We start from the raw sequence: 19111 nt of genomic DNA, 5'->3' as shown, positions 1-19111 counted from the left end.
CCCTCTCCGAAGGAGCCGGCAGCGGGAGAACTCAAGTTCCCGCGGCTGGAAAGTCGGCGAAAGTTCTGAGCGGAGGCCTGATCCTGCCGGTCGCAGCCTTTCGCCTAGATCGCCTACCGTGGAGTTTCGTCTGATTTTTGGCCCAGTTGGCCTACGATCGCCATTTGGCGACGGGGCCGGCTCCGTCGCCGCGCGCAGATTGTCGTTGGCCCCGATGGACGCCGCCGGCCTGGTGTGTGCCGGAAGTACCGTAGTGCTCCGGATGCACGTCCGCGGACCGTTGCCTTAGCTAGACCTTCAAGCTATCCAAGTCTTGGGTCGCGGCACCATTTCTCGCCGCAGGCCCGGGGGAAGCACAAAAAGGTAGATCAAGCCATTCCCTGCTACTGTGACTTTGTGCAAACTTTTTAAGCACCGAGGAACTGGTTGAGCGTATAATCAAATTGCTTTTCAGGTGGTTCAGATGGTGACTGCTGTATTGGCTGTTTTGGTCGTGTGGGTCCTGATCAACGTTCTGTTCGTGTTGATTATGGTTCCTCCCCGCAAGCCCCGGAAGCAGCTCGATCTATCAAAAGCCGCCTTGTCACCTGTGTCGATCGACAAGGGCGCAGGTCCCCTCGACCACGACGAGCCACTCTCGCTGCGCCATATCGTCGCCGCGATCGCAATGGGTGCTTTTTTTGTCCTCGCGCCCCCGCTGATCGCAGCACTTCACGCGGTCGAGCGGCTCGTGAAGAGGTCGCTGGGCCGCAAAGACGGAAGCCGGGACCCGAACTAGTAGCCACCAGCCCGTGGCCCTGGACCGGCTTCGACACAAGCCCCACTGGGGCAGCCGTTGGCCTTCAGATGCCCCTCTTCACCACCTGTGCGACTACTGAACGCGCTTCAGTAAGCCTCTTGGGACATCAAAGCCGTTGCAGTTCTGGTCAGGATCTTCAGATCGAGCCAGATGCTCCAATTGCTTACATACCAGACATCGTACTCGACCCGCTTCTCCATCAGATCGATGGTCGGCGTTTCTCCTCGAAAGCCGTTGACCTGAGCCCAGCCCGTCAGCCCCGGCTTCATGTGATGACGGTAGACATAGTTGCTGATGAGCTCGTCATAGTAATTGTCATGCGCAAGCGCGTGAGGACGCGGCCCGACCAACGACATGTCCCCGCGGATCACATTCCAAAGCTGGGGCAACTCGTCGATGCTGGTCATCCGGAGGAAGCGTCCAATCCTCGTGACGCGGGGATCTTCCTTCTTGGCCTGGGTCACCGTCTGCCCGTTCTCCCAAACCGTCATGCTACGGAATTTCCAGATCTCGAACGGCCTGCCGTTGCACCCGCGGCGCGATTGCCGGAAGATCACCTTTCCGGGTGAATCCCACTTGATCAGGATAGCAACCGTGATCATCAGGGGCATCAACGTCACCAACGCCAGCGACGCGACGCCCACGTCCAGACAGCGCTTCTGGAGACGCTCGAACACGGAAAGCGGCGGCCGCTGAATTTCAATCGCGACGGTTCCGCTGACCGGCAAGAAGGGCCGCGACACCAGATCCGCTATCGAATTGTCAGGCAGCAAACGAATGGGTTGCGGCACGGCGCGCAAATATTGTCCAAGCTTCTGCAGCAGCGGCAGTTCGTTCCAGTCAAGTGCCAGCAGGTACTCATCCACGTCGGCTGCGCGCGACTGACGAATCACGTCCCTTATCTGCCTGTCCCACCGGCTGTCGTCGCTATCTGCTCCGAGCACGAAATGGCGCACCACGTCAAACCCGTTCTTGTGCAGGTCCTTGAAGCGATTGGAGGTGAAATCGAGCGGTTTCAAGCTGAGCAGCACTACCTTGCGATCCACCAATCGCCCCTTCGCAAAGCTCGTGCCGAGTACGAACTGCCAGGCAAACCGGAGGCCAATCAAGCCGACCCCACCAATGGTCGCAAACACAATGACGGTGCCGCGGGACAAATTGTCCGTTGATTTCAACAAGAATGCTGCAACGGCGAGGATGGTCAGCGATACCAGCCAAATGATGATCGACTTGCGCAACTGCCAGGTGAGGTTGAGGAGACGATGCGTGTCGTAGACGCCCTGAAAATACGCGATCGCAACGAACACGATGCCGACGATCAGGCCGGCTCCAACGGACGTACCATCAGTCGGCGACGCGACTGCTGCAAGATAGAGCTCAGACGCCACTGCATAGCAGAGCACGATTAGCAGCAGATCGGCAGCGATGACAAAGACCTGAAACGGTCTTTGAAGAACGGTACCACGCGGAGAAGGAACGGAATGGGCGTTATGGGGACTATAGGTAGCAACAGCCATTCGAACCTCTAGGTCTCGAGAGCACGTGACACTGATCGCGATGCTGATGATTTGCAGCTTGGCAATCGGAAGGTGCGAACTGATCGCAGCGACATTGTGGCGCTGCACTCGAAATTTTTGCAGCGCAGCTATCGGCGATTTCAAATGCGATATGCGGGCAACAGTCCTGTCACGAAGCTGACATTCTGTTCCAGTCGTGCCGCATTTTGCGTCGAGTTCCGCACGCAATTTGATCTCGGCGGCGATAAAGACGCGCTTTCCGATCCAATCCCGGCCATCGCACAACCAGCGCAAGCAATTCGTCAGATTGCCACTCTACGACCGAGGCGGTCGTGTGACCCGTTTGCCCGAATCGTAGGTCGCGCACGCCCACCGCTTCAGCACCGTTGGGCAGGAAAGAACCCGAACTCCTTTTGGACCGATCCGTGGGCACGTCGGCGAGCGGATGCGAGAGCGACGACTAGGATTCGGACCGACCGTCGACGGTATCTTGCAAGCAATGGTCGAGAGGTCATCAGATCGATCAAATGATTTCAGGATCGGCACCAAGAACGAATCTCGAAGATGACCTGCTGGATGACTTTTACTTGAGAATAGCCATCGCCTGCCGAATCGGTCGCCTCGGCCACCCACCCCATCGATTAATTTCGGAGCTCAGCAGCAACAGACTCTGCCGCCGTTCCTAGGTCAAGTCAAAGTCCGCGGCCCAGGTACTCTTGCCGGGGTTCTTGCGGAAAATCCAGACCGTGAGAGTCGCAGCATCCGGCACCACAATGCTGTCGCCTGCGTGCAGAGTAAATTGTCTGATATCTCCAACTACCACCCAGATCGCGTGAGCATAGACATCAGGCGAACTTGTAGCGGTGCAGGAAAGAACGGCGGCCTTGGGAACGGCACGGGTGATCGATTGGGTAACGGAAGAGTCCATATGAAATGCAGCCATAGTCGCTACCTCGTAATGCTAGAAATGAAAAGTCAATACTCCCTTAAATTGTTCATGGCAGTCAAGCCTCTAACAACCTAAAATTGCGACGTCAGCGACGTCGTATTGCGAGGCGCTTGTGCAGCGCGGCCGTCCTATGAATGCTCACCGATGTAGGGAAATCGCGCGCCGCGCCGAGCCTCCGCTCTATCCACGCACGCTGCTGTTCTGGCCGGCCATTAAAGCGACTGCTCTCGCGATCCCACTGCTACCCTTCACCAGAAGCCTCTCCTCGCCCGACGCTCTCATAGACGAAGCCGGCAGCGGCCATGTCCTCCGGTCGATAAATATTGCGGAGATCAACGACAACGGGCTGCTTCATCGTCTGCTTCAGCCGATCGAGGTCGAGCGCACGGAATTGCACCCATTCGGTGACGATAACGACCGCATCCGCACCCTTTGCGCAGTCATACGCATCCTCGGTATATTCGATGGTCGGCAGTTCCAGACGGGCTTGGTCCATGCCGGCCGGATCATAGGCACGCACCCTCGCGCCCATGTCCAAAAGGCCCGTGATAAGCGGAATTGATGGCGCCTCGCGCATATCGTCTGTGTCGGGCTTGAAGGTAAGACCAAGCACGGCAATGGTCTTTCCGCGCAGCGTGCCACCAAGCGCATAGCTCACCTTGCGTGCCATCGCACGTTTGCGGCTCTCGTTTACCGCGAGCACCGCTTCGACAATCCGGATCTGCACGTTGTGATCCTGAGCGATCTTGATCAGCGCACGGGTGTCTTTTGGGAAGCAGGAGCCGCCGAAGCCTGGGCCGGCGTGCAAGAATTTGGTCCCAATGCGATTGTCGAGGCCAATGCCGCGCGCGATTTCCTGTACATCGGCGCCGACCTTTTCGGAGAGATCAGCGATCTCGTTGATAAAGGTGATCTTGGTGGCAAGGAACGCATTCGCCGCGTACTTGATCATCTCGGCGGTTCGGCGCGACGTAAACATCAGGGGTGCCTGGTTCAGCGACAACGGACGATAGATGTCGCTCATGACCTTGCGGCCGCGCTCATCAGATGTGCCGACGACGACGCGGTCGGGAAACTTGAAGTCACGGATGGCCGCGCCCTCGCGCAGAAACTCGGGGTTTGAGACGACGACCACATCGGCCTCCGGGTTGGTCTCGCGAATGATGCGCTCGACCTCGTCGCCGGTGCCGACCGGAACGGTGGATTTTGTCACCACGACGGTAAATCCTGAGACCGCCGTCGCAATCGCACGCGCAGCCGCGCGGACGTAGGACAGGTCGGCATGCCCATCGCCGCGCCGCGACGGGGTGCCGACGGCGATGAATACGGCGTCAGCCTCGGCTACGGACCTGGTGAGGTCAGTCGTGAAATCCAAACGCTTGGACTTCACGTTGGATGCAACCAATTCATCGAGGCCAGGTTCGTAGATCGGGATTTCGCCGCGATGAAGCGCGGCGATCTTGGTTTCGTCCTTGTCGACACAGATGACGTCGTGACCGAAATCCGCAAAGCAGGCACCAGATACGAGGCCCACATAGCCCGCGCCAATCATCGCGATGCGCATAAGGAAAAACCCTGGCTGTCTCAATATGAGCTGGAAACGTCTATGGACGCCTTAGAACACGACTTTACACGCGGGAAAAGGGCAACCTTCCGATTAGGTTGACGGCCTCGGCGAAGCGCGAGAACCGGGCTCGACGATCACTTCATGCCGTAGCGCGCGATGCGCGACCAGCTATCGCGCTGGACCGCCGGCGCCCTGAATTTGGGCGCGAATTGCCTCACTATTGGCATGCACTCCCTGCGATGGGGATAACAGGCGCCGTCCATTAACACTGGCGATGGCTAAAGATGCCAAGTCTTCGTTGCGTGCGCAAAGTGGACGGGCTTTGGGCCCGGCTCCCAGGTCCATAACAGGGAATTCTTCCAAGATTCCATTCGCGAAACTGGTTTCCCGCCGATCCGCCGCGGCGGGCCAATCGCGATTGCGCCCTGATATCTGTGCGTTAGGCGATCGTTGCGGCACTTTCCTGCTATTGCCCAAAACAGGCAATTGAACAGGCAGCCTCGAGCGATGCATCAGTTATTCCGCGCCTCAGGAAACAGACATCACCATTTGGATCACCCTCGCAAGATCGGCCGCCAACAATTGGCTGATCCTTTCCGAACGCAGGCGCGATTTGCCGGCCAAATTAGTGGAAAGCCTGCTGGTTCTGGGGATTTGGTGGAGAAGCTGAAGGTGAGGAGTTTGAAAAACTTCCGCTCTCGCCATGGCGCGCTATTTGAGCGTGCATGAACAAACCATTCCCGATTCTACCGGCTGCGCCGCTCAACATTGCCTATCGCTCCCTGAGCGATCTCATCCCGGACCCGCGAAATGCAAGGACCCACCCGAAACGCCAGATCGAACAGCTCAAGGCCTCCATCCGGGAATTCGGGTTTACAAATCCGATCCTGGTTGACCCCGCTGGCCATATCATCGCGGGCCACGGCAGGCTCAAGGCTGCAAAAGCGCTGGGGCTTGCGGAAGTCCCAACGGTCACCCTGTCCGGACTGTCAAGTGCTCAAATGCGCGCGCTGCGGATCGCAGATAATAAGATCGCGCTCAATGCGGGCTGGGATCTGGAAATCCTGCAGCAAGAACTCAGCGAGCTCGCGTCCATCGACCTCGATATCGATGCAACGCTAACCGGCTTTTCGACCGGAGAGATCGACGTCATCCTTGCCCAAGCCCGCCAGGTTGACGATGAAATCATCCCGCCGGTTCCGGTCGTGCCGCGAACGAAGCCTGGCGATATCTGGATCCTGGGCCAGCACAGGGTCGGATGCGGCGATTGCCGCGACGGCGAATTCCTGCGGCGTGTGATCGGCGACGGCGCTCGTATCGATGCGGCTTTCCTTGATCCTCCCTACAATGTCCGCATCGAAGGCAATGCCAACCCATCCGGCCGACACGGCGAATTCGCGATGGCATCGGGAGAAATGAGCGAAGCCGAGTTCCGCGCCTTCCTCGCTGATACGCTGGGTGCGGCGGCCCGCGTTTCCCGCGATGGCGCGGTCCATTTCGTCTGCATGGACTGGCGGCATATGAATAGCGTCTCCGCGGTCGGCTCCAAGGTCTACGGCGATCTCCTCAATCTCTGCATCTGGAACAAGTCCAACGGCGGAATGGGATCGTTGTACCGGTCCAAGCATGAGCTGGTCTTTGTCTATCGCGTGGGAGCAGCCCCTCACCTCAACATGGTCGAGCTCGGCAAGCACGGCCGCAACCGGACCAACGTGTGGGACTATGCGTCCGCAAACTCGATGCGGGGCAATCGGCGTGAAGATCTCGCCCTCCACCCCACGGTCAAGCCAACCGCAATGGTTGCTGACGCGATCAAGGATGTGACCCGGCACGGAGATCTGGTGCTCGATCTCTTTCTCGGCTCCGGGACCACCCTGCTAGCCGCCGAGCGCAGCGGACGCCGCTGCCGCGGTCTGGAGATCGACCCGAAATATGTCGACGTAGCACTGGAGCGCTGGTCGGACCAAACCGGCCTTGAGCCGCGCCTCGAGGGAGCGTCATGAGCAACGTGTCCGAATCCGACGCCAACCCTCAATCCGAATCCAGCTCCAACGTACATCCGGGAGAAACGCGCTCCAACCCGAGCTCGGGCCAGTTTCCGAAGGGCCGCAGCGGCAATCCCAAGGGGCGGCCGCGGGGTTCCGGCTCGCGGGGCGCGCGGACCTCGGCCTTCGACGTCCTCTTGGACAAGACACTCACAGTGACCAACGGCGATCAGACCCGTGAGGTCTCAATGGAGGAGGGACTCCAGCAACGAACCTTCAGGGACGCGCTGGCAGGAAAGCGGTTGGCAATTCGCGAAGTGCTCAAATGGATGATGAAGCGCGAGGAGTGGCGGGCCAAGCATGAACCCAAGCCCGTTGTGAAAGATATCCCCCCTTTCATCCCGTCAATCGATCCAGATAACGCGGATGCAGCCCTTGTGATCTTAGGGATCGCCGCACCAAATCCGGAACGAGCCGACATTCGCGCGGACCGGGCACAGCTCCTTCTCGAGCCATGGGCGGCGCAAGCGGCGCTTAACCGCAAGCGTGGCAGCGAACCTCTTACCGAGAGGAACCGCTATGATGTTCAGCGCTGCACGCGCGATCCGAAGTCTCTGGTCTGGCCGGGGAGCCGCAAATGATATTCTTGGATAATCCCTCAGAAGAAGAGAAACGCGAAAATCCCGACAAGGTAGGCTATCGGAAGCCACCGAAGTCAACGCAGTTTGCCAAGGGCCGTAGCGGCAACCCCGCGGGCCGACCGCGCGGCCGCCACCGCAGCGCTCCTCCCTATGAGACTGTGCTCGGACAGATGGTGACGATCCGCGAAGGCGGGCGCGAACGCCGCGCTCCCGCGGAGCAGGCGTTTCTGCTCCAGCTTGCCAAACGCGGTCTGGAAGGCGACGGCGTTGCCGCGCGAACCTCGCTTGCGCTGATCGAACAGGCGAGAAACCGACAACGGCCGGCCGGCCCGATTCAATTCGTTTTGGTCGCCGTTGCCCCCGGCGGCGTCACATGCGCACTCCAAGCGTTGAGGATGGCGACGAAGCTCGACCCTCTCCGAAAAACCGCACGTATGGCGCTCGAAACATGGATTGTCGAAGCCGCACTGGCCCGCCTGCCCCACCCGCTTACGCCCGACGCGCAGCGCGTCGTTGTTGCGGCCACGCGCACGCCACAGAAGGTGCGGTGGCCGGAATGGTGGAGCTGCTATCCGTGAACAAACGCGGCGTCGACGGTAGAACCGACTTCAATAACTATTCGCGCCAGCGCGACGACAGGTCCACTTCGAAAGGGACGCGCTGGCATGACCGTCAAGTGGACTAAGCAAATCCCGGCTAAAAAGATGAACCTTGTCTACCAAGCGTAACCATAACCCCGCCAGCGTGCGGAAACCGGCTGAGCGGCGCCCTTCGAGGCCCGAACTTCCTCTACCGAACGGAGATACGGACCATAAATCGCCGGAGGGTATACATCGTCCCAATAAACATATCTCGGGGCCGTTACGATGTAAGCTGACCGGTGAGCGCGAGCAATCGACAGCTCGGCGGCAGAAGCCGTGTGAGATGCTGAAACTACTGAAGCAAAAGCAACTAGCACTGGCGCGATAGCTGGCATCTTCATGAAAAAATCCTCCTCAGATCAGCGGACGGGTTTGATTATTGATGTTCTACTAGCCTTTGCAAGCTCCTGACATGCGATTCGCAGTCTCTGATCTGCCCTGCAAGGGGAACGCCGAGGCGCGATATGCAGCGCCTAATCGCGACGGGGACGGACGAGCGTGAAGCTTTCGAAGGGCGCGATCTGACCGTCAGTTCCGACTACATCGTAATAAACCACCTTGATCGAGGTCGTCCCACCGGGGACTGAGCCTGGATCTAGCGTAAATGCGGCAAAGCCGTAGGCATGCGCCGCGTTGCGCATCGCCGACCAGGGCGCCGGCTCCCGGACATAAACGGGCGGGCGCTTCCCTGTCTTCGGGTCGGGTTCACCGACGGCCGTGATGACCCGACAAGCGGGCGGGTCGAAGAACAGCTGATTTGATGGCACAGATGTTCCGCCGCCGCCGATGACCATGTGCACCGTCCCCTTGGTTGTGTCGATGACGTCGGTTGCCGTCGCCGCCGGCACGGGCGTCAGCGTCGCGTTCGATTCACGGCCGCGGATCGGATGGGAGCGTTCATAGTGGTGCTCATGGCCGCACACGACGAGGTCAACGCCAAATCTGTCGAATAGCGGTACCCACTCCTCGCGGATACCGAGGTCAGCGCCGTTAAACATGTCGGCCGTTGAGATCGCGACCTGGTGCATGCACACCACGAGCCAGTCGATGCCATGATCGTCGCGCGCCGCGGCCAATTCCCGTTCCAGCCAAGCCTTCTGAGCTCCTTGCGAATAGCCGCGGACGTAGGAGTTGCCGCCGTCCTGATAGCAGATGTCGTCATTGGCGATGCTGATCACACGCATCGAGCCCGCGGTGAAGGCGTACCAAAGACCCCGCGTAACTTCGGTCTGCCCGGAGGCCTCCGGTACCGAGAAATAAGTTTGATAGGCCTGATATCCGATAGGCCCATTGCCGAGTTCGTTTTCATGGTTGCCAGGCGAAGGCATCCAGGGACGCTTGCGGGCACTACGGGTGTTGTTGTCCCAGAAATCCCACCAGGTGCGAATGCGATCCTCCGCCAGATTGGCATAGCAGAGGTCGCCGTTGAACAGATGAAACAACGGCTTCAACCGCTCGACGCCAAGCGTGGTATCGCCGGCCGCAGGCGAGCCTAGATTGTCGTTCACAAAGGGAGGATTTTGTAGCGTCATTCCCGCGGGCGGCACGAACTTCTTACCGAGGGTCGGCGTACCCTGATCACCGAAGCTCGTGAACGTGAACGGTGCGCGGCCACGTGGGGCGGTATGAAAAGTCGCGAACTCCGGCTCAGCGCCGTCGTGCATGGCACCATAAAGATAGGTCGTTTCAGCCTGCAGTCCACGGAGTTTTGCGTGATAGGCATACACCGGCTTCCCGGACTTCGCATCCATATAGCTTGTCGGCGTGGCCTCGACCGTTTGCTCGAATCTGCCATCGAGATGCCCAAGCACGACTTTCGGGTTTTGAACGGGTTGCAGCGAGTGCCAAGACACCACCATTTCCGACGAGGCATCCGCCCCAAACTGAAGGTGCAGTCCAGTGATCGGAGGTGTCGTCACCGGATCGGACGATCGGCTTTCGAGTGGGACTCGTTCGTCCGCGGCTCGGACGAGGGAGGCCGCCGCGATAGCCGCGCCGGCGATGCCCGCTGCGGCGAGAAGCTTGCGGCGACTGAGGTCAAGGCTGAATGCTTCGTTCTGATGCTCGGTCATGGCGGCGAGATTTCTGCTCCATAGCAACCAGGAAGAGCTTATCGCAACTTGACGACATCTAGGCAAACCGGCCTTCGACCGCCTCTTATATCTGACGAGCAACGCGTCGTCGTCGCGGTCACGCCTGCTACAGAAGATGCGGCGGCCAAATGGGTGGAGCGGGTGCTCGTGAGCATCTTCTCGCCGAAAGCCGCGCAAAAGAGCAAGAATCTTGCTCGGGAAAGGACTGGCATTCCCAGCCAAACGGAGCGTTACTGATTCTGCCGGATGCAAACGGCATCGGTATCTCACCCCGCGAGCGCGGGGCTTAAGGCAGTGCGGCAGACAGGCCGCGCAGTCTTAAAGCAGGAGATACCGGTGAGTACCGTTCAAACTGACATTCAAGCCGACCTTCGAACCGACGCGACCTACGCGCCACAGCCACCCGTTCAGATCATCCGATTCAATCCGAACGACCGACGACATTTCGTCGGCGGGTCGGACGCGCGCATCATCATGGGCGATGATGAGGACAGGCTCGTCCGTCTTTGGGAAGAGAAGCGCGGCGAGGTCGAACCGGAAGACCTCTCCGATAATTTGATCGTCCAGCTCGGGACGGTGACGGAGGTCCTGAACCGCGCCTGGTATCAGCGATCCACGGGACAGACGATCAAGGACATCCAAAAGCGCGTACGTCACCCCATCCACAAATGGATGGCAGCAACATTGGACGGCATGATCGCAGAGACCGGCGCGGTCTTCGAGGCCAAGTTCATGCTGCCGTGGACCTTCACCGAAGACGCCGCAGCCGAAAAGCATATGGCGCAGCTCCAGCACAACATGTGGGTCACCGCCTCCCGCACCTCGAACCTCTCAATCATCACCGGCGGCGGCAAATGGGTGCAGATCGAGATCTACGCCGATCCGCTCTATCAGCATCTCCTGCTTACCGCGGAGAAGAAGTTCTGGCGCTGTGTCCAAAGCGGCGAACGGCCGAACCTCTTCAACATCGAGACACCGCGCCCGCGGTTGGAAGCCGTGAAGATCGTCGACATGGCCTCATCCAATCTCTGGGCCGAACTCGCCGCGACCTACCTGCACACCAAGGAGGCGCACGGCGAGCATGAGTTAGCCAAGGCAGAGCTGAAGAAGCTGATGCCTGAGGACGCCAAGGAGGCGAGCGGCCACGGCATCAAAGCCAAGCGTTCGAAGGCCGGCGCCATCAGCTTCGATGCTCTCGCCGAGGAGGCGGCCGATGCATCAGTCCAGTGAGCGCATCGGGACGATCGCGGCTGCACTGGCCAAAGCGCAGGCCGAGCTAGCCAATCCCGAAAAGACCTTGACCGCGGTGATCCAATCACCCTTTCCCCGGGAGAGCGCCAAAACCTTCCGTTACGCCTCGCTTGCCGCAGGGCTCGACATCGTCAGGAAATCGCTAAGCCAGCAGGAGATCGCAACCATCCAGACCACACGGATCGACCCAGCAAGCGGCCAGGTCCAGCTCACCACCCTGCTTGCGCACGCATCCGGCGAATGGATCTCCTCCGATTGGCCGGTTTGTGCCGCAAAGGATATCGAGGCCCCCCACCGGATGGGGGCGGCCCTGACCTATGCCCGCCGCTATGCCCTCTTCGCCCTGGTCGGGATTGCCGGGGAGGATGATCTGGACGCCCCGGACACGGTTGCCGGACCTCCAGTGGCGACCGAACCGAAGGCAATCTCCGGACCCAAGGGCAAACCGCCCAAGGGCGTCCTGAACCGGCCGCCGGTTCTCGAGCCCGAGAGGTCGGCCGAGTTGCGGGAGCGCCTTCTCGCCCAACTGGCGGACCTCTCGAGTAGCGACGCGTTCTTGGCCTGGGCCAAGGCAAGCCTCCCGCTCAAGAACACGCTGCAGGAGGCCGACGCGCGAGTAGTCGAGGCCGCCTACCAGGAGAGGCTCGAGAAACCCACGCCTCCCAGCCTCGATACCCCCCACCATGGACGATCGGACGATGCCGATCAGACAGGCCCTGCTCTCCCCGCTGAGCCCGTCCCCGTGGAAACACCGAACGGTCAGGCGGGGCGAACACTCATCCTCCCTGATGCCGCTGGGGGCAGTCTTGCCTTCCCCAAAGAGGCTCCCCGGAAGCGGAGCAAGGCGCATCTGGCATTCGTTCGCGAACAGCCCTGCCTCGTTTGCAGGCAAGCCCCATCGGACGCGCATCATCTCAAATTCGCGCAGCCCAAAACCCTGGGGCGCAAAGTCAGCGACGAATTCACCGTGCCGCTGTGTCGCTCGCACCATCAAGCTCTGCACCGGGAAGGCAACGAACGATCGTGGTGGGCCAACATGCAGATATCGCCGCTGCCCGTCGCGGACGAATTATGGGCGGCTAGTTCGGCAGAGGCCGTCACTAACCTCCCTGCGCCGGATCGTGCGTACTCCCCGAAGCTCGGAACGGAGGTCCAACCCAGATGAAGAACGGTCCCCTCGAATTCGAAAAGCATCAGCAACCCGCAAAGCAGTATGGCTGGATGAGACACGGCATCGCATTTTCGATCGCGTGCGTGGTGCTTTACTCGCTCGTGATGTTAGGCGTGCGCTTCTACGCTCATCACGTCGGCCCTGTCGGCGGATTGCTCACCATTGCCGGCATGCTGATTGCCGCCCACTGGTACGATCATCGTCAAGAGCGAAAGAGGTCGGAAAATTGCAAGGAATGCTTGCCGGCCGCTTGCACTGAGTGCGGCGCCGATCGACCGCCATCCACGATACACATCAAACGGCCCGAAATTGACCTTCCGCTAGACGACTGGCAGTCCGATGGCGAGAAGCGGCGCGAGCCGATCTTCGGCCCCGACATCGATCCTCGCTGAGCTAGCAATTTCTGCCGGACACTTGGGCTTCTGTTTCTCGTCCCGCTTCTCGTCAGCACCGTCAAGGAAAAGGCCGATGGCTTGATTTTCGACGGGCCGCAACGCTCACAGCGTTTGAAGTTGAGCGGCTCTATGGTCATCGATGGTGGCGGCAACCGCCAGCACGGTCGAGCCCTTGTCGCGTGTATCAGCGAACGCCGCACCGGCCCGTAGGGTTGCGACAGGAAATCAAACTTAAAGTGCCACCGCGTTGCCCGCCAAGGCAAGCGAACCTTCCGTTCTGATGATGACGAGGTGGTTGCCAGAGATGCGGCGAAGCAATTTCCAGAAAAGCACAATTACTCGGCAGCTGTGCATACTACTGATGCAACCCGCTTCGGCCATAGTAGCGCATTTGCCGCTGCAGCAGTCATTGGCTCGCATCCACCGGATTGAGAGTGCAAGCATGGCTGACACCCGGTATGGTCCGTCGCTACAAATCCCTTTGCCGTAATCCAGGCAGCAGGGCCGAGCGCTACCAGATCGTAAGCGGTGACGACGGAATTAACATTAGTTTCTCGCAAAAATCGAAAAACTCATCTCCCCGTAGCCGGCACAAGCAGTTTCGCGTAAGTACAGGTTTCAACCTTTATGAGATTTCAATGACCAAGAAACGCGCGTTGATCACAGGTGTCACTGGGCAAGACGGGGCCTATCTGGCAGAGCTGCTTCTGGAGAAAGGTTATGAGGTCCATGGCATCAAGCGCCGCGCCTCGCTCTTCAATACAGATCGTATTGATCACCTTTATCTTGACCCGCACGAGCCGAACCCGCAGTTCAAGCTGCACTATGGGGACCTCACCGACTCGTCCAGTCTTATCCGTATCGTTGCGGAGGTACGACCCGACGAGATCTACAATCTCGCCGCGCAAAGCCATGTAGCTGTGTCGTTCGAGGAACCTGAATACACGGCAAACTCCGATGCAATCGGAACGCTTCGCATTCTGGAAGCGATGCGGATAGTCGGTCTCGAAAAGACGGCTCGCTTCTACCAGGCATCAACGTCCGAACTTTACGGTCTGGTTCAGGAAATTCCCCAGAAGGAGACGACGCCCTTTTACCCCCGCTCGCCCTACGCGGTTGCCAAGCTTTACGCTTACTGGATCACGGTCAACTACCGCGAAGCCTACGGCATGTACGCCTGCAACGGTATCCTGTTCAATCACGAGTCCCCCGTACGCGGTGAGACCTTCGTCACTCGAAAGATTACCCGAGCGCTTGCGCGTATCCATCTCGGCCTGCAGGAGCGCCTTTATCTGGGTAATCTCGATTCCCTGAGAGACTGGGGCCACGCCCGGGACTATGTCGAAATGCAGTGGCTGATGCTGCAGCAGCAAGAGCCTGAGGACTTCGTGATCGCAACCGGTGTACAGCACTCGGTACGGGATTTCGTCAACATCGCTGCCAATGAGGTCGGAATTCACGTGCAATGGGAAGGTAGCGGCGTCCATGAGAAAGGGTACGACGCCGCAACAGGCAAATGCATCGTATCGGTGGACCCACGCTACTTCCGACCCGCCGAGGTCGCCACTCTGCTCGGGGATCCCAGCAAGGCAAAGCAGAAGCTAGGGTGGGAGCCAAAGACTTCGTTTGCAAGTCTGGTGCAAGAAATGATGAAGGAAGATCTGGCTTCAGCAAAGCGAGACGAGCTGATCAAGCAGCACGGATTCCGGTACTTTCCACGGCACGAATGACCGTCCGGGCGAAAACGGGCTTTGGGGGCCAAGTTCGCTCGGCCTTCCATTCCTGTATGCCCGGTGTGCCGCCGCCTCGATCAACGAGCGGTGCTGCGCACGTCGTCAGGGTGTTCCGACCGCGTCTTCCACCGGAAGAGGAATCCGATTTTCGACCTTCGCCCGGCCTGCGCCGTCGTTGCCGAACGGACCGCGCGCGGCCACCATGTCTTCCGCCCAACGGCGAACGATGGTCTGGCGGTCCCAACGCTCAATCGAACGATTCCGCCCTTCCGCACTCAATCGCACGCAGATCGCCCGGTCTTCGCTAAGCGTGCAAATTGCCGACGCAAGTGCACGAGCATCACCGGGCGGAATGACCAAGCCGGCTCCCTCGACCTCGGCCGCGAGGCCGGTGCCTTTCCCGGCCATCGCGATCACCGGTCGTCCAGAGGCAAAAATTGCTCCCAACTTCGATGGCAAGACGAGATCAGCCGCCTCAGCCCTTTGCGGAATCAGATGAAAATCTGCCGTCGCCATCAGCTCGTTGAACCGCTCGACGGGCTGCAGCCCGAGAAAATGGACTCTCGAGCGGTTGGCCCCCGCTTCTATAAGTTTTGCTTTCTGAGGCCCCTCGCCCGCCAGAATGATATGAACCCGGGGATGGCTGCCTTCTAGGAGCACTGCAGCTTCGATCACGAGATCGAGCCCTTGTTTGGCGGACATGGTCCCTGAATAAAGCGCAACAATATCATCCTTGCCGAGGCCAAGCGCCTCGCGATAACTGGACTGTTTTGGTCGAGGAAATATCGCTTTGGTGTCGATCCAATTCCGGACCTCGGTGGTCCGCTCGGCAGCAATCCCCTTGCTTTTCAGGCGATCCACCATCTGGGACGAAATCGAGGAAACCCGGTCGAATGAACGAAGAATGGCTGCTTCGACCTTGAGCATGGTCTTGCGGAGCAAGCTATTTTGAAGAAGCCCCAGGTCAAAGGCCGCATCGACTTCGAAGTCCTGCACGTGAAGCCATGACTTCGCGCCGACCTGACGCGCGATGAATGGGACGAGCGCAGCCGACATCAGCGACGGTGCGACCGACAACATGATGTCGGGTCGCCAGGAGAAAGCCTCGCGCAAAACCGGCACCGCGCTTGTCAGCGCGAATGACGCGTGGTGAACCAATCGCTTGAGACCTGATGGACGTCGGGGCACGTAGATCGGCGTGCGAGTAACACGGACACCGCCGATATTTCTCGCCCTGAAATAGGACTTGTGGAAAGCAGCAGGTATCTTCCAATCGGGATAATAGGGCGGGGCGGTGATCACTCTCACCTCATGTCCCTCGGCCGCGAGGCCCTCGCAAAGCTCAGTATTATATTTCGCCACTCCGATCAGATCGGGCGCGTAATTAATTCCGACCAAAAGTATTCGCATTACTCAAAATCCAACTTTATGCGCGGCGTCGCAGGCTCTGCGACCAAAAACGAGGCAAGCTAAATCAACGGGCAGCGGCGACTTCCAGGTGGCGGCCGTAGCCCTGGAGAAAATCTTCGTATGCAGCGCGGAGACCCGTCATCAGGGGGACACTCGGGTGCCAGCCAAGCGACCGAATCCGGGAGCTGTCGAGCAGCTTTCGCGGTGTCCCATCTGGCTTGGATGCATCGAAAACGAGCTTTCCCTCGTATCCGACGACCTCGGCAACCATCGCGGCGAAATCCGCGATCGACAATTCGTCGCCGCTGCCCACATTGATCGGAAGGACGCTTGAATAGGTCTTCAGCAGAAAGATACAGGCGTCGGCAAGATCTTCGACGTTCAGAAATTCTCGCAGCGGCGTGCCGGTGCCCCAAACCGTTACGGTCGGCGCCTGTGCAAGTTTGGCTTCGTGGAAACGCCGGATCAGCGCCGCCGGGACATGACTGTGATCGGGATGATAGTTGTCGCCACGACCATAAAGATTGGTCGGCATCGCGGAAATAAAGTCGTCGCCAAACTGGCGGCGATAGGCCTGACACATCTTGAGGCCAGCGATCTTGGCAATGGCGTACCATTCGTTGGTCGGCTCAAGCGGTCCCGTCAGCAATTCGCTTTCGCTGATCGGCTGCTTGGCGTGCTTGGGATAGATACAGGACGACCCCAGAAACAGGAGACGCCGAACGCCAATCGCGTGGCTTGCCCGGATCACGTTCAATTCGATGGCGAGATTGTCGCAGAGAAAATCGACCGGGAAATTATTGTTGGCAGCGATTCCTCCGACTTTTGCCGCCGCATGGATCACGACCTCCGGACGGTTGGCCTCCAACCATTGGAGCGTCGCGTCTTCTTTCGTGAGATCCAACTCACGGCGATCCGCCACGAGCACATCGCAGTTCTCTGAGGCGAGACGGCGCACAATGGCGGATCCCACCATACCGCGATGCCCGGCGACGAACACCCGCTTTCCGGACAGCTCATAGGCCGAACGTTCGCTCATGCTACAGCCTTAAAAAAACTTGAACCCAAACTGCTTCGCAGTTCAGCGCAATCTCAATATTTTGCTAACACAATCTTCACCATGCAACAGCGTGCACTGCAATACAATCGTATTCATAATGAACGTGTAGCCTGCGCAAAATGAGAGCAGGCGGTGATGCGGAAATGGACAATCGCAGCACGCCACCATCGCGACTGCCGTTGCCCTTCTCGAGAAAACTAGATTCAGAGTTCAGTAGGCTCGACGCAGGACCGGTTCACTGGACACGACGCATGCGCGATCCCAGTACCAACCGTAAGGGGTCTCGACGCGAACCCGGGGGCACCTGTTCCGCCACGGAACGAAGCGATGAGGATAGGGTTGGGCCCAGAACGTGATCGGCGTGGCCCGATTTTCGCCGGCCAGAATGGCCGAGCTCACAGGCACTTGCATTGCGGCACTCGCGCTATTCGCCAGCCCCACGGAAGCAGCCAAGATCAGGAAACCAACCTGCGCGCACGTCTTGAACATCCGAAAAGCTCCCCTGCCCTGACCGACCTATCAATGATTTGCGCGGCTCCGAACAAAGCATGGCCAGCCGCAAACGAGATCCGCCAATCACCCATAAATTCAGACCAATGGCCGAAGCAGACTACCAAGCCGGCCCTGATGAAGGCAACTTGTTCGTCCCGCGAAATTGAAACTTCGGTTGACATAGCGCGGGAGTGTGGCTTCTTCGCCCTAGTTCTCTCCGTTCCAAGCTCCTGGAGCCCCCAGATCAGGCGTACGCCGGTAAACGTCCCGCAACAGCTGGTAGTTGACCGACTGAGTTAAGGGGACGGTCTCCTCGCCCAGCTTGGCGAAGATGAGGATATCCCGGAGTGTCCTCCAGCGGCTTTCGTCGTAGTCGGCAATGCGCCCGCCCGTCGGCAGGACCAGACTTCGCTGCTGCTGAAGCTCAAATCTCACACGGTCTGGATTGAGATTTCGCGGATCAAATCCGACGAGAACAGGCACGCTACGTGCATAGTCGGAATAGACGAACTGCCAGCCCTTGATGAGTCCTTCGAGGACTTGCGCGACGGCAGAGGGACGATCATGAACCAGGTCGGAACGAGCGAAATAGACCAATCCAGGGACATGGATGGCATATTCCTGGGGCTTGATCACGTTCAGCCGTACATAGCCCGGGTCCGACGGTCGAGGCTCTTGGTCAACAGCCGCGATGATCGCGTCCACCTCGCCCTTCTGCAGGGCCTCGAACGTGTCACGGCCGGGTACCTTCTCAATTTGGCTCCGGGGGAGACCAAGCTGGGCCATCATGGCATCGAAAATCACATCTCCATCGCTACCCTTCCGGTAGCCAACCCGCTTGCCCGCCAAATCCGCCGGGCGACGCAGGCCCGAGCTTTCCAGGGTGAAAATCACAGTGGACGTATCAATTAGGCTCGCACCGAACGCCGTCACCGGGATACCGCGCCAGGCCGCTAGCAGGAACTTCTGGCTGGACGTCACGCCAATGGCATGTTCACGTGCGACGCTCGCCACGAAATCAGGGTCATCCGGGTCCGCGAGCAACGAGATGCTGGAAGGCAGAAAACCCTGCTTCTGGGCGATCATTTCGCCCGCGAAGCGCGCTCCCAACGCGCCGTCCACGATAAGGCTCAATTGCGCTGCCGGCTTGGCGTCTCTTGTCACGTCCCCGCCGTCGGGACGCAGGCCGAGGATTGCCAGACCGGCCACCACCGAGGCAGCAAGGACAACAAGCAGCGGCTTGCGGGACCCGCGCCTTGCCATTCGCCGCGACCTTCTTCGAGCCACTTGCAATGTCCTGAAATATTGGCGAGCAACTCGCCAGTTGAGGTTGTGGGGCTATCGCGATACAGTAACAGGCCTAAGATTATTTCTCCCCAATCATTGTTCTAACCGTCATTGTTCTGA

Annotated in this window: 15 protein-coding genes; 8 read left to right on the top strand and 7 right to left on the bottom strand. The window is 59.2% G+C overall.

Annotation, left to right across the window (positions count from 1 at the left end; genetic code table 11):
- Window positions 1–463: 463 nt before the first annotated feature.
- Window positions 464–778, top strand: coding sequence for a hypothetical protein (locus UP09_RS07315; protein WP_044537391.1), 315 nt, complete (start codon window positions 464–466; stop codon window positions 776–778).
- A gap of 107 nt (window positions 779–885) precedes the next feature.
- On the opposite strand, the gene UP09_RS07310 is transcribed toward UP09_RS07315, so the two are convergent.
- The 3 genes from UP09_RS07310 to UP09_RS07300 form a co-directional block, all read right to left on the bottom strand.
- The gene (locus UP09_RS07310; protein ID WP_245301781.1) at window positions 886–2610 is read right to left on the bottom strand and encodes an undecaprenyl-phosphate glucose phosphotransferase; all 1725 of its coding nucleotides are present in this window, start codon (window positions 2608–2610) and stop codon (window positions 886–888) included.
- Between the two features lie 388 nt (window positions 2611–2998).
- Window positions 2999–3259 (bottom strand): hypothetical protein, encoded by a 261-nt coding sequence (locus tag UP09_RS07305; RefSeq protein ID WP_156164492.1) that lies wholly within the window; start codon window positions 3257–3259, stop codon window positions 2999–3001.
- Window positions 3260–3506: 247 nt separating this feature from the next.
- Window positions 3507–4829, bottom strand: coding sequence for a UDP-glucose dehydrogenase family protein (locus UP09_RS07300; protein ID WP_044537388.1), 1323 nt, complete (start codon window positions 4827–4829; stop codon window positions 3507–3509).
- Between the two features lie 728 nt (window positions 4830–5557).
- Between UP09_RS07300 and UP09_RS07295 the strand changes: the two genes are divergently transcribed.
- The 3 genes from UP09_RS07295 to UP09_RS07285 are packed head-to-tail and all read left to right on the top strand — an operon-like array spanning window position 5558 to window position 8036.
- Window positions 5558–6835, top strand: coding sequence for a site-specific DNA-methyltransferase (locus UP09_RS07295; RefSeq protein ID WP_044537387.1), 1278 nt, complete (start codon window positions 5558–5560; stop codon window positions 6833–6835).
- Complete coding sequence (locus UP09_RS07290) at window positions 6832–7458, top strand: DUF5681 domain-containing protein (protein WP_044537386.1); 627 nt, start codon at window positions 6832–6834, stop codon at window positions 7456–7458. The genes UP09_RS07295 and UP09_RS07290 overlap by 4 nt, the downstream gene beginning before the upstream one ends.
- Entirely contained in the window at window positions 7455–8036 is a 582-nt protein-coding gene (locus tag UP09_RS07285) for a DUF5681 domain-containing protein (protein ID WP_044537385.1), read from the top strand. Before UP09_RS07290 ends, UP09_RS07285 begins: the two co-directional genes overlap by 4 nt.
- Window positions 8037–8572: 536 nt before the next feature.
- On the opposite strand, the gene UP09_RS07280 is transcribed toward UP09_RS07285, so the two are convergent.
- Window positions 8573–10171: a purple acid phosphatase family protein gene (locus UP09_RS07280; protein WP_044537384.1), complete on the bottom strand. Its 1599-nt coding sequence runs from the start codon at window positions 10169–10171 to the stop codon at window positions 8573–8575.
- Between the two features lie 432 nt (window positions 10172–10603).
- On the opposite strand from UP09_RS07280, the gene UP09_RS07275 reads away from it, so the two are divergent.
- From UP09_RS07275 to gmd, 4 genes are all read left to right on the top strand, one after another.
- Window positions 10604–11422, top strand: coding sequence for a YqaJ viral recombinase family protein (locus tag UP09_RS07275; RefSeq protein WP_044537433.1), 819 nt, complete (start codon window positions 10604–10606; stop codon window positions 11420–11422).
- A complete protein-coding gene (locus UP09_RS07270) occupies window positions 11406–12608 on the top strand; it encodes an ERF family protein (RefSeq protein ID WP_044537383.1) in 1203 nt (400 codons plus the stop codon). Before UP09_RS07275 ends, UP09_RS07270 begins: the two co-directional genes overlap by 17 nt.
- Complete coding sequence (locus UP09_RS07265; RefSeq protein ID WP_044537382.1) at window positions 12605–13006, top strand: hypothetical protein; 402 nt, start codon at window positions 12605–12607, stop codon at window positions 13004–13006. The genes UP09_RS07270 and UP09_RS07265 overlap by 4 nt, the downstream gene beginning before the upstream one ends.
- A 641-nt stretch (window positions 13007–13647) precedes the next feature.
- A complete protein-coding gene (gene gmd, locus UP09_RS07260; RefSeq protein WP_044537381.1) occupies window positions 13648–14739 on the top strand; it encodes a GDP-mannose 4,6-dehydratase in 1092 nt (363 codons plus the stop codon).
- Window positions 14740–14844: 105 nt separating this feature from the next.
- On the opposite strand, the gene UP09_RS07255 is transcribed toward gmd, so the two are convergent.
- The 3 genes from UP09_RS07255 to UP09_RS07245 form a co-directional block, all read right to left on the bottom strand.
- The gene (locus UP09_RS07255) at window positions 14845–16152 is read right to left on the bottom strand and encodes a WcaI family glycosyltransferase (protein WP_044537380.1); all 1308 of its coding nucleotides are present in this window, start codon (window positions 16150–16152) and stop codon (window positions 14845–14847) included.
- Between the two features lie 64 nt (window positions 16153–16216).
- Window positions 16217–17191, bottom strand: coding sequence for a GDP-L-fucose synthase family protein (locus UP09_RS07250; RefSeq protein ID WP_044537379.1), 975 nt, complete (start codon window positions 17189–17191; stop codon window positions 16217–16219).
- A 720-nt stretch (window positions 17192–17911) separates the two neighbouring features.
- Window positions 17912–18967: an ABC transporter substrate-binding protein gene (locus tag UP09_RS07245; RefSeq protein WP_082070017.1), complete on the bottom strand. Its 1056-nt coding sequence runs from the start codon at window positions 18965–18967 to the stop codon at window positions 17912–17914.
- Window positions 18968–19111 lie beyond the last annotated feature (144 nt).

Source organism: Bradyrhizobium sp. LTSP885 (assembly GCF_000938305.1).
In the GTDB taxonomy this organism is placed as follows: Bacteria; Pseudomonadota; Alphaproteobacteria; order Rhizobiales; family Xanthobacteraceae; genus Bradyrhizobium.
The sequence above is the reverse complement of the archived record's forward strand: the minus strand, read 5'-3'. Positions and strand labels throughout refer to the sequence as shown.